Below are 16,136 nucleotides of genomic sequence, written 5' to 3' on the forward strand. Positions count from 1 at the left end.
TTACCAAAGTTTTGGGATCATACTTTATTACAAGAGATGCTAAAACTGGTTTAGTATGATAAAAATGAAACAAAAAACATTTTTTATAACAGGGATAGGAACAGATGTAGGTAAAACCATTGTTTCGGCTATTATAACTGAAGCCTTGGAAGCCGATTATTGGAAACCTGTACAGGCGGGCGATTTGGATAATTGCGATACTAAAAAGGTGCAACGGCTGGTGTCCAATTTCAAGTCAGTTTTTCACCCTAATACTTATGCTTTACATACACCCATGAGTCCACATGCTGCTGCAGAAATTGATGGTATTGCAATCGATCTGAAAACTATTAAAGCGCCCCAAACGCAAAACCATTTGATTATAGAAGGTGCTGGAGGATTATTGGTGCCATTGAACAATGAGCAAACGGTTTTGGATATTATAAAACCCCATTACAAAGTTATTGTCGTATCCCGGCATTATTTGGGAAGCATTAACCACACGCTTTTAACGGTAAATACCTTAAAAGAAAAGGGATTTGATGTGTCTATTATTTTTAGCGGAAACGAACATCCCACTACAGAAGCTATTATTAAAAAAATGACCAATATTCCTGTAATAGGGCGTATTGAAGAAGAACCTTATTTTGATAAGAATGTGGTTAGGGAGTATGCTGAAAAATTTAAGGATAGTTTATGAGTTTACAAGAGCGCGATAAAAAACACCTGTGGCATCCCTTAACGCAACACAAACTACATCCAGATGCTTTTGCCATAACAAAGGCTAAAGGTTGTGTTTTAACCGATGAATCAGGTAATGAATATATCGATGCCATTGCCTCGTGGTACACCTGTATGTATGGGCATTGCAATGATTATATTACCAGTCGGGTAGCGACACAAATGCAACAATTGGATCAGGTGGTGTTTAGCGGATTTACCCACGAACCAGCCGTGAAATTATCGGAAGCTCTTATGGGCATACTGCCCAATAATCAAAATAAGATGTTCTTTAGTGATAATGGTTCAACCAGCGTTGAAATAGGTATAAAAATGGCCTTACAGTACCATTTTAATATGGGCAAAAAACGAAATACATTAATTGCTTTTGAAGAGGGCTTTCACGGTGATACTTTTGGAGCAATGAGTGTTTCTGGATTATCCATTTACAATGGGCCTTTCGAAGATTTCTTTTTGGAGGTAAAACGCATTCCGGTTCCAAAAGGAGCTAATAATGAACATGTTTTAACTTTATTTAAGGAAATGGTTAAAACGAATAAAGTAGCAGGGTTCATTTATGAACCTTTAGTGCAAGGTGCCGCGGCTATGAAAATGTGTGATGCAGAAGGGTTAAATGCAATTCTAAAATACTGTAGACAACACGATGTTATTACTATAGCCGATGAGGTGATGACCGGTTTTGGCAAAACGGGTACTTACTTTGCATCACTTCAATTGAAGACTTATCCAGATATCATGTGTTTAAGTAAAGCTCTAACGGGAGGTTTATTGCCAATGGCTTTAACAACCTGTTCACAAAAAATATACGATGCGTTTTATAGTGATGATATTAGCAAAGGTTTGTTTCATGGGCATACCTATTCGGCTAATCCGTTAGCCTGCATGGCTGCCTTGGCCAGTATCGAGTTGTTACAATCAGAAGACATTCAAAATGGAATTATAAGCATTTCTAAATCTCATCAAGAGTTTAATGAGCGTATAAAAATCCATCCAAAAGTTAAATCGACACGCCAATTAGGGGTGATTTTTGCTCTCGATTTGAATGTTGAAATAGAACGTTATGGCAACTTACGTGACAAACTCTTTAGTTTTTTTATGGATAAAGGCGTTTTTTTAAGACCTTTAGGAAATACCATTTATATTCAGGCACCTTATGTGATTTCAGAAGAACAATTACAGAAAGTTTATTCGGTTATTGAAGAAGCTTTAGAAATAGTATAACTTTGCATCTAAAATTAAGTCTTGCAAAAACCAATCTCCATTACTGCTATTTCGTCCATTTCGCCTTTGGGCAAATCGTTGGAAGATGCTTGGAAACACTATCAAGACAATGAGCATTGTTTTGCTGAAAGACAAGTATTGAAGCAACCTGTTTTTGTGGCCGAAATCCCTGGCGAAGCGAAGCAGGACATTGAATTGTTAAGGCAATCTGACGCCAAATACAAGGCATTGGATGATACCGTTCTGTATGCTATTTATGCCTCTAGGAATGCGGTAAAACAAGCAGGTTGGAAAGCTTCGGATAATTTTGGAGTTAACATTGGCTCATCCAGAGGAGCTACTGGGCTTTTTGAAAGTTATCACGAAGATTTTTTAAAAAAGGGTAAATCCAAGACCTTAAGTTCCCCTACTACCACTTTGGGTAATATAGCCTCTTGGGTCGCACACGATTTACAGACCCAAGGGCCAGAGGTGAGTCATTCCATTACCTGTTCAACCGCCTTGCATGCGGTGTTGAATGGTATTGCTTGGTTGAATTCGGGGATGAGCAGTAAATTTTTGGTAGGGGGCAGCGAAGCCCCGTTAACACCGTTTACCATAGCCCAAATGCAAGCCCTTAAAATTTATTCAAAGGCAGGTTTAGATAACGATTGTCATTCAGAGGTAAGCGAAGAATCTTTTCCTTGCCGTGCCTTAGACCTTTCAAAAAAACAAAATACTATGGTTTTAGGTGAAGGTGCTTCAGTCGCTTGTTTGGAAGCTGGTAAAAAAGATAATGCCCTTGCTTTTATTAAAGGCTATGGCTACGCCACCGAAATTTTGGAGCATAACATTTCCATATCCAGTGATGCCCAGTGTTTCCAACGTTCTATGGCCATGGCCTTAGGCGATTTAAACCCAGATGAGATCGATGCTATCGTCATGCATGCCCCTGGTACCATTAAAGGCGATTTAAGTGAATTTAATGCTATAAAAAAAGTGTTTTCTAACAAAATGCCAAGTCTAACTACAAATAAATGGAAGGTAGGTCACAGTTTTGGTGCTTCTGGACTTTTAAGTGTGGAATTGGCTGTTTTAATGTTACAACACCAGCAATTTATTCCTGTGCCTTTTCACGGCCAAAGCCATCCAAAACAACTAAAAAACATATTGGTAAATGCTGTAGGTTTTGGGGGAAATGCCGTTAGTATTTTACTTTCAAAATAAATTAGAATGCTTCCTCGATTTGCTGCTTTAGGGCAGACAACTCCGAAGGTTTTGCTGCTGTACTTTTTATTGTTTTGCCATTAGCATCAATCAAAATATATCTTGGATAATAGAACGAACCGTTATTTCCGAATATTTTAATAATATCTGCTAATAATTTTTCGTTTGCCATGATATGATACCCTTCTAAGTCATAAAATTTAATCATGTTTTTCCAATTATTTTCTTTGCTGCTTCTGCCTTCGCATATGTAGAGGGTTTCTATATTTTTGGGTTTAAGTAGTTTTTTTAAATCGTTTTTATGTTGAAATTCTTTTTTACAAGGACCGCACCAGGTTCCCCAAATATCTATGTAGATTTTTTTACCTTTAAATTGAGCCAACAAATCACTAAATGTATTGATTTCTTTATAGTTATTTACAAATTTAACCGCTTTGGAAAATTGTTGTTCGGCTTTTTTATGGAAATCAACAACAGAGTCAATTAAAGGTTCTAAATATTGACTGTAGCTACTACTAGGGTAGGCGAAATCAAATTCATTATATATGGAAATAAACTCTTTTTGGTAATTTTTTTGAAGTAATTCTCTATAAAGAAAAGCTGCTTCATAAAACTCTAATCTATCTTTAGGAAGATATTTTTTAGCTTCAGAAATACGATGACTAATATAGGGAACATCTTTTGTCGAAGTTTTAAATTTTTCTGCATCAAAATCAACTGCTTCATACCTTTTATAATACAAATAGTTTTCTAATAGTGAAAACCCCCAGAAAGTGTTCTGAAAATCGGGGCGGCTTAACAGGTCGTTATCAAAACATGATTGCCACATGGTTTTAACCTCATCTGTAAACACTCCTTTTTCCCTTTCATTCATTATAAATTTTACAAAGGCTACAGTGCCTTTTAAAGCTGTATAATAATACGTTCTGTCTAATTTAACTAAATCGAAAAACGAACTAGAAAGACTGTCTTTTTCATACAGTGCCTTCATTTTTTTAATATCTACATTTTGTAGTGAGTCTATAGTTGCTGTAATATTTGTGGTTATAGAATCCCTATAAAAAGGTATAGCGCCTATTTCTGGGTGTTCGGGGTTCGGTAATTGGTTTAATGTGTATTGGGCAATTTGGTTTTCAGCATTAATGTCATAGGTTTTGTCTGGAGCATCCAAATTAAAGTTTACCTCATACTTTTTTCTAGGTTCTACAACTAAAGTAGCGTTTGTGATTTGAAAAAGGCCATCTTCTTTTGGGATAATTATTTTAACAAACGATACTTTTTCAATAGGTAAACTTATTTTGTACTGTCCTAAAGAATCAGTCGTAACCGTTTCTCTAAAACCCAAATAGCTTGTGTTGTTTGTTGGTATGGTATATTGAACTTTTTTTGGGAAGTCTCCCATTACTTTACCCGTAATTATTGTGTTTTCTGGTTTATCCTTACAGGAAAGGATCAAACTGATTATTGCCAAAAGGCTTATTTTAAATAATTTCATCTGAATTATATTTTGGATTTAAAGATAGGGTTAATAGTTTATAAAGTGCCTTTAGAATTAGACTTTACGCTAAACCGAATAGTAATACTAACATTTTTGTTAGAAATTCTTATCCCAAACCCAAGCGTTTAAGAAAAGGCGTTTTATAACGGTTGCCAACAGGAATTTTATGTTCGCCAATAGAGACATGATTGTTTTCAATTTTATCAATTTTTGAGATATTTATCACATACGATTGATGCACCCGTACAAATTGTGATGCTGGTAGTTTCTCGACAATTTCGGTAAAGGTCATACGTGGTGAAAACGATTTTCCATCAGTGACAATATCTAAATAATTTCCAGAACCTTTTATGTGCAAAATATCCTCGAATGCTATTTTAATGGTTTTAAAGCCATCTTTTATAAAAAAATAGGAGCTATTATACTTTGTGCTTTCCAACCGTTCTTCTACCTTTTTAATGGCAAGTTGGAAACGATCCAGTTCAAAAGGTTTTAATAGATAATCCACCGCATTAAAATTATAGCTTTCCAGTGCATATTCACTATATGCGGTTGTAAAAACAATTAGGGGTTGGTGCTGTAATTTGTTTAACATTTCCATGCCAGAAACATTGGGCATATTAATGTCTAGAAAGATGAAGTCTATTGGGTTTTGTCTTAAAAACTGAAGCGCATCATCGGCGTTATAAAAATGCGCAACGAGTTGCAAATGCTCTATTTTTGAGGCATGATGCTCTATGACCTTAATGGCCTTGGGTTCGTCGTCTATGGCTATGGCTGTTATCATGGTTGTCATGCTGAACTTATTTCAGCATCTCATCATTATTGTCATTCAGAGCGGAATCCCGATAACTATCGGGATGGAGCGAAGAATCTAAGCATAGATACTTGAGATTCTTCAGTCACTACGCTCCTTCTGAATGACATTTAATTTACTTTGTGTTTATACTCATATTCACCGAAAACAAATGATCTGTTTTATTAATGCTAAAGGTATGTTTTTTAGGGTATACCAGTTCCAAACGTTGTTTCGCATTTTTAATCCCAATACCAAAGCCCTGTTCTTTGTAATAGGTCTTAAAGGCATCGTTATAGCTGTTGATACATTCAAAATTAATGGTGTTTTCATTACATACTACCGATACTTTTAAGGTTGATGGTTTTGAAGGGTCGATGCCATATTTAAACGCATTCTCCACAAAGGGAATGAGTAGGCCTGGGCTGATGGTATGATTTTCAATATTGGAAAACTCAGTTTCAATTTGTGGTGCTATGGCACAGCGCAACTCTTGAATGTTTATATAATCCTTAAGGTATTTGACTTCGCTTTCTAACGGAATAAAATCCTTATTAATATCTTCTTGCATATAGCGAATTAAGTTAGCAAGTTTTGCAGTGCTTTGGGCGGTTTTTTCAGCCTTTTCTTCTAAAGCCGTACTGTACAAAGTGTTTAATGTGTTAAACAAAAAATGGGGGTTGACCTGTGATTTTAAAAGACTTAATTCAGATTCTTTAGCTTCGAGAATGTTATCTTGATTTTTTATTTTAACACGAATATATCCATAAGTAAGTGATACCAAAAAAAGGGGTATATAGGCCATAAAAGTAGCACGAAGTATAAATGAAATTGATAAAGCATTCCTTGTTACAATACTTTTACCCATTGGTCCTGAAAAAAAATAAAGAATTAAAAAATATATTGCATTAAGAGTACCAAACCATAAAATGGTAATAATAATATACTTCAACTTTTTATTGTATATAAATAAAATTGGAGATATATAAAAAGTATTGATGTAAAAGAACAGAATAAAAAAGCTTACAAAGAAGAATGCATCTGTTTTTGGTTTAGCTGGCATTATACTAAAATATAGCATAATTAAAATAACAGCAATAGAGTTTATAGTTTTTTCGGTATTTTTTTGAAAGAAACCTTTTTTAAGTTTTCCCCAATCCATTACAAAAATTGAATATAATAAGGCCATAATACCCATTGGTATTAATGTCATTGATAATTTGAAAACTGAATCGAAAGTAAAGTATTCCATTGGCTCAACAGAAAACCCTTTTCTTAATAAAACAGAATTACTTCTTTGAACAGCCCGTATCCATCCTAATAGAAGAGAATAAATAGTGATATATAAAATTGGTATATGGAGGTATTTTTTCCAATTCTTTAATAATAGCGGAATGATTATTAATGCGATAAAATAAATAGTAAAAACAAATAGTAAGGAGTCATAAAAGCTCCCATTAAATAAATTGCCATGACGGTTTAGAGCACCATGAGCAGATACATATAAACTAAAAATGGATACAATTAGTACTATTGTGTGCACAATAGATTTCCTATTGAATTTAAAAAGTTTTGACACTGTTATAAAAGATTAATTAAAATTAAAACTATCTCCATTTTAAACTATTTAAAAAACAATGTTACAAACACTATGCGTGGTGGTATAAAAGTAAGTTATCGTGTTAAATTAATGTTTTTTATCTTTAGCAATCTTGGGCATTATAATTACTTTTGCATAAAATCATTTTATATGGGGGCAACCAAACACAACTGGACTAAAGACGAAATATTAGAGATATACAATAAACCGTTAATGGAGTTGCTATACCAAGCGGCTACCGTACATCGTGAGCAGCATGACCCCAATACGGTACAAGTAAGTACATTATTATCTATAAAAACAGGAGGCTGTTCAGAAGATTGTGGTTATTGTCCCCAAGCGGCACGCTACCATACCAATATAGAGGGTAACGATTTAATGAGTGTACAGCAGGTAAAGGCACAAGCCTTAAGGGCAAAAGATAGTGGTAGTTCCCGCGTGTGCATGGGGGCGGCATGGCGTAATGTAAAAGATGGCGAAGAATTTGACCAAGTATTGGAAATGGTGCGAACCATTAACAAATTGGATATGGAGGTATGCTGTACCTTAGGCATGCTTACCGAAAACCAAGCAAAACGATTAGCCGAAGCAGGCTTGTATGCCTATAACCATAATTTGGATTCTTCAGAAGAATATTATAAGGAAGTCATTTCTACAAGAGGATTTGAAGACCGTTTACAAACCATAGATAATGTTCGCAAAACCAATGTTACCGTTTGTAGTGGAGGGATTATTGGTATGGGCGAAAAAGTTGAAGACCGTGCAGGTATGCTCGTGGCACTTTCAACATTAAACCCACAACCCGAATCGGTGCCGATTAATGCATTAGTAGCTGTTGAAGGGACGCCTTTGGAGGATCAAGAACCTGTATCCATCTGGGAGATGGTACGTATGGTAGCCACGACCCGTATTGTCATGCCAGAAACCCAGGTGCGTTTAAGTGCTGGTCGCACACAAATGACCCAAGAGGGTCAAGCCATGTGTTTCTTTGCTGGTGCTAATTCTATTTTTGCAGGTGATAAATTATTAACTACACCTAATCCTGATGTAAATGAAGATATGAAAATGTTTGATTTGCTAGGGTTAAACTCTCAAAAACCGTTTACCAAAAAAGTACAGCCACAAACGGTTGAAGCTACCGATTCACAATACCAAGATCTGGGAGAAAAGCCTAAATGGTCTAGACCAGGCCATACCATAGAACGGAATGAAGCGGCAAAAGAAAAGGCTAAAGCGGATAAATAATTTCCAAAACCAACATTAGTTAAAGAAATATACTATTTATGCTTTAGCCACGTTTTCTTAAATTTGAAGCATAAAATCTGAAAGTATTGGCATTGAACCTACAAGATGTTCCGCGTGTAAAAACTATCACGAAGAAGGACTTTATCAAGCATTATTTTAAGCCTCAAAAACCCGTGGTTATAGAACGTTTTATTGAGCATTGGCCAGCCTACAGTAAGTGGAACTTGGATTATATTAAAGGTGTCGCTGGTGATAAAACGGTACCGCTTTACGATGATAGACCGGTTGATTATAAAGACGGGTTTAATGAACCACATGCCAAAATGAAGATGGCCGATTATGTGGATTTGTTAAAAAAGGAGCCAACCAAATACCGTATTTTCCTTTGGAATATTTTAAAAGAAATCCCCCAACTTCAAAAAGATTTCTCCTATCCCGATTTTGGCCTACGTCTTATGAAAGACTTACCCATGTTGTTTTTTGGTGGCCGTAATAGCTACACCTTTATGCATTATGATATAGATCTAGCTAATATTTTTCATTTTCATTTTGAAGGGGAAAAGCGTTGTATTTTATTTGATCAAAAGCAAAATGATTATTTATACAAAGTTCCACATTCCCTTATTACAAGAGAGGACATAGATTTTAATAACCCCGATTTTGAAAAGTGGCCAGCATTAAAGTATGCCAAAGGATGGATTTGCGAATTAAAGCATGGAGAAGTATTGTATATGCCCGAGGGGTATTGGCATTATATGCGTTACATTACCCCTGGTTTTTCTATGAGCTTGCGAGCTATTCCAAGAAATCCTAAAAATTTGGGAAGAGCTGTTTATAATGTGTTTGTGATGCGTACACTAGATAATGTCATGCGTCGCATAAAAGGTCAACATTGGATAGATTGGAAAAACGAACAGGCCATTGTGAGGACGCAAAAAAAAACAGCTAGGGTATAAGCTCATTAACTTTGTCGTAAACCAAATGGGATTCCCACCCACGGTATAAAAGATAGTCGGCTAACTTTTTCTTCTTTTTTAGTTTGTTTTTTTCGGTAATCGAAGCAAGGCGTTTTTTTGCTAAATCATCAAGCGTTTTGTAGTAATCATCATTATTTATTTCGTTAATTGCGTGATTTATATTAGATTTGGCAATGTCTTTTTTCTTTAATTCTAAAGTCAAACGGCGTTTCCCCCATTTCTTCATATTGAACTTTCCCCTAACGAATGTTTTGGCAAAGCGTTCTTCATTTAGAAAATTGTGTTCTATTAAGTGGATAATAATAAGGTCTATGGCCTCTGGTTTCATATGCATGTCTAGAAGTTTTTGCCTAATTTCTTTATGACAACGTTCTTGGTATACACAGAAGTTTTCAAGCTTTTGTTTGGCTTCTTCTAAGATGTACGTTTGTTTTTTTACCATAGTAACGAAGGTAATAAGAATTGATTAATAGCACGTTCAATTTTTACTTTACCAAATCTAAAACTTAACCATGAAAAGAATATTTTCTGTTGTTATTTTTTTTACTTGTGCCATTATTTATGGACAAAGTATTTTTTCTAACGATATTACAGGAACAAACCCAGCCGCATCAGACCCTTACACTACGGGCCAAGTTGTAGATGCTAATATTACTGTTTCAGGAATTGGTAGAGGTACTGGACTTATAGCCCCACCAGGCAATACGGCAGATCGCTATAATGCAAGAACCTGGGAAAATGTTTTCGATGCAGATGATTATTTTTACTTTACGATAACGCCGAATTCTGGTTATCAAATTAATTTCACAAGTTTCTTTTATACAGGGCAATCATCTGCACAAGGTCCTGTTTCAGCAGCCTTTAGAAGTAGTTTGGATGTATATACAGCAAATATTGGAACATCAAGTATTGCTGGAACAACGATTGACTTGTCCGCTTCTTCATATCAAAATATAACTGGCTCAATTACATTTAGATTCTATGCTTGGGGAGCTTCAAATGGAAATGGAACATTCAGTATAAACGATTTTATATTTAACGGCACCGTAACTCCTATATGTGCTAGTACAACGACATGGGACGGTGCTTCTTGGGACAATGATGATCCAAATATTAACAAAGCAGTTATTTTAAATGGGAACTATAGTACGTCTTTACAAGCTAGTTTTAGTGCTTGTAGTCTAACCATTAACTCAGGAACATTGACCATAGCGAATGGCGATTATGTTGAGGTCCAAAGGGATTTAGTGGCCAATGGAAATATAATAGTAAATCCTGAAGGAGCTTTTGTTCAAATAAATGATGATGGTGCGGTTAGTGGTACAGGAACTATAACAGTTGAAAAACAGACAGCTCCAGCTAATAATTGGTACGAGTATACCTATTGGAGTTCACCTGTAGTGGCAACGACCATAGCAGATGGACTGTCGGATGCCCAAACGGGTAGGGTATTCAAATATGCAGCACAGAGCTTTTTAGATGCTACTAAGGAAACCAATAACAATGGTGCTACAGATCCTGGGCAGGATGATATTGATGATGATGGTAACGATTGGCAAGCAGTATCTGGAGCAGCAGTAATGCAGCCAGGGATGGGTTATGCTTCAACCCATGATGAATTTATATTTAATAGTAGTCCAGGAGGGCTTCCAAGGCAGTTTATTTATACCTTTAATGGCGTTTTTAATAATGGGGATATTACTGTGCCTTTATATAGAAATGACTTTGAGCTTAATGATAAAAATTGGAACTTTATAGGCAACCCTTATCCTTCTGCTATAGATGTAGATGCGTTTTTCTCAGCTAACCCAGATGTAGATGGAGCCATTTATTTGTGGTCGCAGAATACACCGCCAAGTGCAACAGCCAATGGTAATCAAGTGCTGAATTTTTCAGACTCAGATTATGCTATAATCAATAGTGGTGTAGGGGAAACGGCAGGAGGAGATGGCGTTATTCCTAACAGATTTATTCCATCTTGTCAAGGATTTTTTGTGATGTATAGTGATTCGGCAACGCCAATTTCAACTGTGGGAGATATAAGCGAAGGTTCTGTGACGTTCAGTAATAGTATGCGCGTTAAAGAAGCTACAGATAACAGTCAGTTCTTTAAAACGGCAAATCCTAAAAAACAAATAGTTAATAGTCAGGCTGATAATAAATTATGGATTAACCTAACGTCGGATAATGGAGTGTTTAACCAAGCCTTAATAGGTTATGTCGATGGTGCTACAAAGCATGACGACGGAACCCGTTATGATGCTACAAAAGTTTTCGCATCGAAAAGTTCGTCAGTATTATATTCAATTATAAAAGGGTCTGATAAAAAATATGCCATACAAGGAAAAAACACCAAAGACTTGTCAGTTAATGAGAAAATCCAACTAGGATTTTCAACAACCATAAGCGTCCCAACGTTATACACGTTATCCATAGCAAAGCTTCAAGGGCAATTTTTGGAAGAAAATACCATTTACCTAAGAGATAAAATTTTAAGGAAAGCACATGATTTGTCAGCTTCCGAATATACATTTACTTCAGAAATTGGTGAATTCAAAAATCGATTTGAAATTGTGTTTAAGTCATTAGGTAATTCAAGTCCTTCTGAAGAGCGTTCGGTTAATATTTCAAAAGCTTACAATTATGCTATGGTATTTTCTACAGCGGACAAGTCAGATATTAAATCTGTTAAGGTTTATGACTTTTACGGAAGTTTGCTTTATAGTTTAAAAGGAAATAGCAGTTCTGAGACCTATACACTTTCTAAATTAAAACCTAATACAGTTTATATTGCCAAGGTAGAATTGTCGAATGGATTGGTATATACAAAAAAGATTGTTAGGGAATAATTCGTATAAGTATTTTTATTTATTTTTATTGTTCTATTTTTATATAGGATAGCCAAACGATATGCAGCTACACGCATCAAATCATTTAACATTTTTTAATCCAGAACCAACGAATGGTTTAGGAGCTGTATTTTTAGACACAGGCATCTCAGCAGGGTTTCCATCGCCTGCTGAAGATTTTAAAGAAGAACGCCTGTCTTTGGACAGGGAGCTGATTAAAAACAAAGAATCTACTTTTTTTGCTCGTGTTTCTGGACAGTCCATGATTGATGCAGGATTGGATGATAATGATTTGTTAGTAATAGACCGTAGTTTAACCCCACAACACAATAAGATTGCAGTTTGTTTTTTGGATGGGGAATTTACGGTTAAACGATTGAAAGTTGAAGCTGATGGGGTTTGGTTACAACCCGAAAACGACAACTATAAACCTATTAAGATAACCGAAGAAAACCACTTTGTTATTTGGGGTATAGTTACCAATGTAATTAAGAAAGTGTATTAGATATTCTTGCTCTATTTAATTATAAAATCTTTAAAAGATCCTTATTTTTATAGCTATTCAAAATACATAACATGCGTTATAAAAATACACTGTTTATACTGCTTTTCTTTTGTTTAAGTTGTAAAAAAGAAAAAGTAAAAGAAACTTATAATAGTGGTAGCAGTACCATTTTTACTTTAATACCAGAAAACCATTCTAAAATTAGATTTCAGAATACGGTTGTAGAGAACTTGTATTTCAACTTTTTAAATTATTCATACATCTATAATGGCGGAGGTGTAGCGGTAGGTGATATTAATAATGATGGGTTAGAGGATATTTATTTTACTTCCAACCAAAACACTAACAAATTATACATAAATAAAGGCAACTTTGTTTTTGAAGATATTACAGAAAAAGCAAATGTGAAGGACGATGATGGTTGGTCAACTGGAGTAACTATGGTTGATATTAATAATGATGGCTGGTTGGATATTTATGTCTGTAAATCAGGATCTTTAAAAAATGTCGAATTAAGGCAGAACAAATTATTCATCAACCAAAAAAATGGAACATTTAAAGAGGAAGCTAAACAATATGGGTTGAACCAGAAAGGCTTTTCAACACAAGCTTATTTTTTAGATTACGATAAGGATGGAGATTTGGACATGTATTTGGTGAATCATCGTGCCGATTTCCAAAATAACATTGTTATTAACTTAGAGTTGTTAAAGCAAATAACACAGGAAGACTCCGATCAATTATTCAGAAACAATAATGGAACATATGTTAATGTTACACAACAAGCAGGAGTTGCTAATAAGGCATGGGGATTGAGTGCTTCAATAGGAGATTTTAATAATGATAATTGGCCAGACATATATGTGGCTAACGACTTTTTAGAGCCAGATTTTTTATACATCAATAATCAGGATGGGACATTTACCGATGCTATTAAGAGTTATTTTAAGCATATTCCAACCAATAGCATGGGTTCAGATTTTGCTGATATTAACAATGATTTATTGCCAGATCTTATTGTTTTAGATATGATGGCCGCAGACAGAAAACGAGGTAAGGAAAACATGGCAACCATGAGTACTGAAAACTTCAATTTAATGGTTAAAATAGGTTTTCACCATCAATACATGTCCAATATGTTACAGCTTAATAATGGTGAAGGGGCCTATAGTGAAATTGGTCAACTTTCAGGAATAGCAAAAACAGATTGGAGTTGGGCACCTTTAATAGCAGATTTTAATAATGATGGCTATAACGATGTTTTTGCTACAAATGGGATTGAAAATGATTTATCTAATCAAGACTTCAGGCATAAAATGCGTCAAAATATTAAGAACCGCAAAAAAGTAACATTAGAAGAAGCCATTTCTATGATGCCCTCAACCAAACTTTCTAATTACTTATTTTTAAATAATAAGGATTATACATTTAAAGATGTCTCTAAAGATTTTGGTCTTGATAAGAAAATAAATTCAAACGGAGCGGCTTATGCCGATTTTGATAACGATGGCGATTTGGATTTAGTGATTAATAATCAGTCCGATAAGGCCTCAATATATAGAAATAACACTGAAGCAAATTATATAAAGGTTGTTTTAAATGGTAACAATAAAAATAGAAAAGGTATAGGAGCAAAGGTTTTTGTATATGCAAATGGAATGCAGCAGGTTAAGGAAGTTTATTCTAGTAGGGGGTACCAATCGTCTGTTAGTTATAACTTAAACTTTGGATTGGGAGACAATACAAAAGTAGATAGCCTTAAAGTGGTTTGGGATGAAAACAAATCACAAACATTAAAAGATATTAATGTGAATACTCAAATTGAGCTTTCTTTTTCGAATTCTGAAAGTATTGACCCAATAGCAGAAAAAACAAAAAACCATTTTGAAAATATTAGCGCAGAAAGCTTAGGAATAAATTATAAGCACGAATCTGTGGTATTTAATGATTATGGTTTGCAGGTATTGCTGCCACAAAAGCAATCGACTATTGATAATGCCTTGGCCGTTGCAGATGTGAACAATGATGGGTTGGACGATATTTTTATAGGTAATACAAAAGATTACCCTTCAGCATTGTATATTCAGTTGCCATCGGGTAAGTTTAAGCTCTCCAATGAGAGCTTATTCGAAACAGATAAAAAGTACAATGATAACAATGCCTTGTTTTTTGACGCCGATAGTGATGGTGATTTGGATTTGTATGTAGCAACAGGAAACTACAGTCTGCCTGAACATAGTGTTTTATTGCAGGACAGGTTATATCTTAATGATGGAAGTGGTAATTTTTATAAAGGGAAACTTCCAAAAATGCTAACTGTTACTAAAGCTATTGCATCAAATGATTTTGATGGCGATGGCGATTTAGATTTGTTTGTAGGAGGGAGGGTCGTTCCTGGAAAATATCCTATGGCACCAGAATCGTATTTGTTGGAGAATAGAAATGGGAGCTTTGTAAATGTTACTTTAGAAAGAGGGAAGGCATTAGCAAATTTGGGGTTAATTAATGATGCAATTTTCTCTGATTATGATAATGATGGGGATAAGGATTTATTAATTGTAGGAGAATGGTTGCCTGTAACAATTTTTAATAATAAGGAAGGAACTTTTACTAATACAGATACATCTTTAAAAATCAAATCTGGATGGTTCCAAACTATAAAAGCCATTGACTTTGATCATGATGGTGATGAGGATTATTTTGTTGGTAATTATGGTCATAACAATAAATTTCATCCCAGCGAAAGAAAGCCGTTACACATATATGCCAATTACTTTGATGATAATAAAAGCTATGATATGGCATTAAGTAAGGAATCACAGGGTGCACTTTTCCCCATTCGAGGTAAAGAATGTTCTACACAACAGACGCCTTTTTTAAAAAACAAGATATCTACCTATAGTGCTTTTGCAAACTCAAATATTATTGATATTTATGGTGAGGAAAACATAGAAAATGCATTGCACTTAGAAGTAAATACTTTCAGTTCTTTTTTTATTGAAAACATGGGGAATAATAATTTTGAATTTAAGCCATTACCCCAAAAAGCTCAATTTGGACCAGTATTAGGGTTTGAGTTTTTAGATTTAAACAAAGATTCCAAAAAGGAAGTTTTAGTCATTGGGAATAATTATGATGCAGAAGTTGAAACGATACGCTATGATGCATTTAGAGGCTGTGTGTTGGATAGTAATTGTGAATTATTGGATGGTTTTCAAAACTTCACCCACGATGATACCAAAGCAATAAAGAAAATTAAAATTAATGGAACTACACACATAGTACTTTTAAATGCTGGTAAAGCGTTAACATTTTTAAAATTAATAGAAGCAAAATTAAAATAGTTTGCTGATTTTTATGGTGATGGTATAAGGAGCTTAAGTAGTTGTTTAAAAATAAACATATCTTATATTAAAATTAGGGTGATAGTGTATTAGATAGATGAAACTTCAAGAAAGAATATAAAAAAACCGGAAGAGCTCAGCCTTCCGGTTTTTATTAACAAATTAAATTTAACGC

General features: G+C 34.7%; 12 protein-coding genes. 8 read left to right on the top strand and 4 right to left on the bottom strand.

What is annotated here, in order from left to right:
- Positions 1-64: 64 nt before the first annotated feature.
- From bioD to MR053_RS03895, 3 genes are read left to right on the top strand one after another with little or no spacing between them, the layout of a single operon-like run.
- Positions 65-679, top strand: coding sequence for a dethiobiotin synthase (gene bioD, locus MR053_RS03885; protein ID WP_242131783.1), 615 nt, complete (start codon positions 65-67; stop codon positions 677-679).
- On the top strand, positions 676-1,941 hold the full coding sequence (gene bioA, locus MR053_RS03890) for an adenosylmethionine--8-amino-7-oxononanoate transaminase (protein ID WP_242131140.1): 1,266 nt from the start codon (positions 676-678) through the stop codon (positions 1,939-1,941). Before bioD ends, bioA begins: the two co-directional genes overlap by 4 nt.
- Positions 1,942-1,962: 21 nt before the next feature.
- Positions 1,963-3,147 carry a beta-ketoacyl synthase N-terminal-like domain-containing protein gene (locus tag MR053_RS03895; RefSeq protein ID WP_242131141.1) on the top strand — a complete coding sequence of 395 codons (1,185 nt, stop codon included), beginning with the start codon at positions 1,963-1,965 and terminating at the stop codon, positions 3,145-3,147.
- A 1-nt stretch (position 3,148) separates the two neighbouring features.
- On the opposite strand, the gene MR053_RS03900 is transcribed toward MR053_RS03895, so the two are convergent.
- The 3 genes from MR053_RS03900 to MR053_RS13990 all read right to left on the bottom strand — a co-directional run bounded on the left by MR053_RS03900 (position 3,149) and on the right by MR053_RS13990 (position 7,020).
- Positions 3,149-4,642 (bottom strand): TlpA family protein disulfide reductase, encoded by a 1,494-nt coding sequence (locus MR053_RS03900; RefSeq protein WP_242131142.1) that lies wholly within the window; start codon positions 4,640-4,642, stop codon positions 3,149-3,151.
- A gap of 109 nt (positions 4,643-4,751) precedes the next feature.
- Positions 4,752-5,441, bottom strand: a complete 690-nt coding sequence (locus tag MR053_RS03905) for a LytR/AlgR family response regulator transcription factor (protein ID WP_242131143.1) — start codon at positions 5,439-5,441, stop codon at positions 4,752-4,754.
- Positions 5,442-5,577: 136 nt separating this feature from the next.
- Positions 5,578-7,020, bottom strand: coding sequence for a sensor histidine kinase (locus tag MR053_RS13990; RefSeq protein WP_242131144.1), 1,443 nt, complete (start codon positions 7,018-7,020; stop codon positions 5,578-5,580).
- Between the two features lie 171 nt (positions 7,021-7,191).
- On the opposite strand from MR053_RS13990, the gene bioB reads away from it, so the two are divergent.
- Positions 7,192-8,286 carry a biotin synthase BioB gene (gene bioB / locus MR053_RS03915; protein ID WP_242131145.1) on the top strand — a complete coding sequence of 365 codons (1,095 nt, stop codon included), beginning with the start codon at positions 7,192-7,194 and terminating at the stop codon, positions 8,284-8,286.
- Positions 8,287-8,372: 86 nt separating this feature from the next.
- Entirely contained in the window at positions 8,373-9,242 is an 870-nt protein-coding gene (locus MR053_RS03920) for a cupin-like domain-containing protein (protein WP_242131146.1), read from the top strand.
- On the opposite strand, the gene MR053_RS03925 is transcribed toward MR053_RS03920, so the two are convergent.
- The gene (locus MR053_RS03925) at positions 9,232-9,705 is read right to left on the bottom strand and encodes a regulatory protein RecX (RefSeq protein WP_242131147.1); all 474 of its coding nucleotides are present in this window, start codon (positions 9,703-9,705) and stop codon (positions 9,232-9,234) included. The genes MR053_RS03920 and MR053_RS03925 overlap by 11 nt on opposite strands.
- A 70-nt stretch (positions 9,706-9,775) precedes the next feature.
- Here MR053_RS03925 and MR053_RS03930 point away from each other — a divergent pair, with 70 nt between their 5' ends.
- The 3 genes from MR053_RS03930 (at position 9,776) to MR053_RS03940 (ending at position 15,961) form a co-directional block, all read left to right on the top strand.
- The gene (locus MR053_RS03930; protein WP_242131148.1) at positions 9,776-12,112 is read left to right on the top strand and encodes a hypothetical protein; all 2,337 of its coding nucleotides are present in this window, start codon (positions 9,776-9,778) and stop codon (positions 12,110-12,112) included.
- A gap of 61 nt (positions 12,113-12,173) precedes the next feature.
- A complete protein-coding gene (locus tag MR053_RS03935) occupies positions 12,174-12,617 on the top strand; it encodes a LexA family protein (RefSeq protein ID WP_242131149.1) in 444 nt (147 codons plus the stop codon).
- Between the two features lie 71 nt (positions 12,618-12,688).
- Positions 12,689-15,961 (top strand): VCBS repeat-containing protein, encoded by a 3,273-nt coding sequence (locus tag MR053_RS03940; protein WP_242131150.1) that lies wholly within the window; start codon positions 12,689-12,691, stop codon positions 15,959-15,961.
- Positions 15,962-16,136: the final 175 nt, after the last annotated feature.

The sequence above is a fragment of the Aestuariivivens marinum genome, from assembly GCF_022662175.1.
GTDB classification, from domain to species: Bacteria; Bacteroidota; Bacteroidia; order Flavobacteriales; family Flavobacteriaceae; genus Aestuariivivens; species Aestuariivivens marinum.

What these genes read in the sequence shown, in the direction of transcription:
- bioD (WP_242131783.1), top strand. Translation starts at nt 65, where the DNA reads ATGAAACAAAAAACATTTTTTATAACAGGGATAGGAACAGATGTAGGT.
- bioA (WP_242131140.1), top strand. Translation starts at nt 676, where the DNA reads ATGAGTTTACAAGAGCGCGATAAAAAACACCTGTGGCATCCCTTAACG.
- MR053_RS03900 (WP_242131142.1), bottom strand. Translation starts at nt 4,642, where the DNA reads ATGAAATTATTTAAAATAAGCCTTTTGGCAATAATCAGTTTGATCCTT.
- MR053_RS03905 (WP_242131143.1), bottom strand. Translation starts at nt 5,441, where the DNA reads ATGACAACCATGATAACAGCCATAGCCATAGACGACGAACCCAAGGCC.
- bioB (WP_242131145.1), top strand. Translation starts at nt 7,192, where the DNA reads ATGGGGGCAACCAAACACAACTGGACTAAAGACGAAATATTAGAGATA.
- MR053_RS03925 (WP_242131147.1), bottom strand. Translation starts at nt 9,705, where the DNA reads ATGGTAAAAAAACAAACGTACATCTTAGAAGAAGCCAAACAAAAGCTT.
- MR053_RS03930 (WP_242131148.1), top strand. Translation starts at nt 9,776, where the DNA reads ATGAAAAGAATATTTTCTGTTGTTATTTTTTTTACTTGTGCCATTATT.
- MR053_RS03935 (WP_242131149.1), top strand. Translation starts at nt 12,174, where the DNA reads ATGCAGCTACACGCATCAAATCATTTAACATTTTTTAATCCAGAACCA.
- MR053_RS03940 (WP_242131150.1), top strand. Translation starts at nt 12,689, where the DNA reads ATGCGTTATAAAAATACACTGTTTATACTGCTTTTCTTTTGTTTAAGT.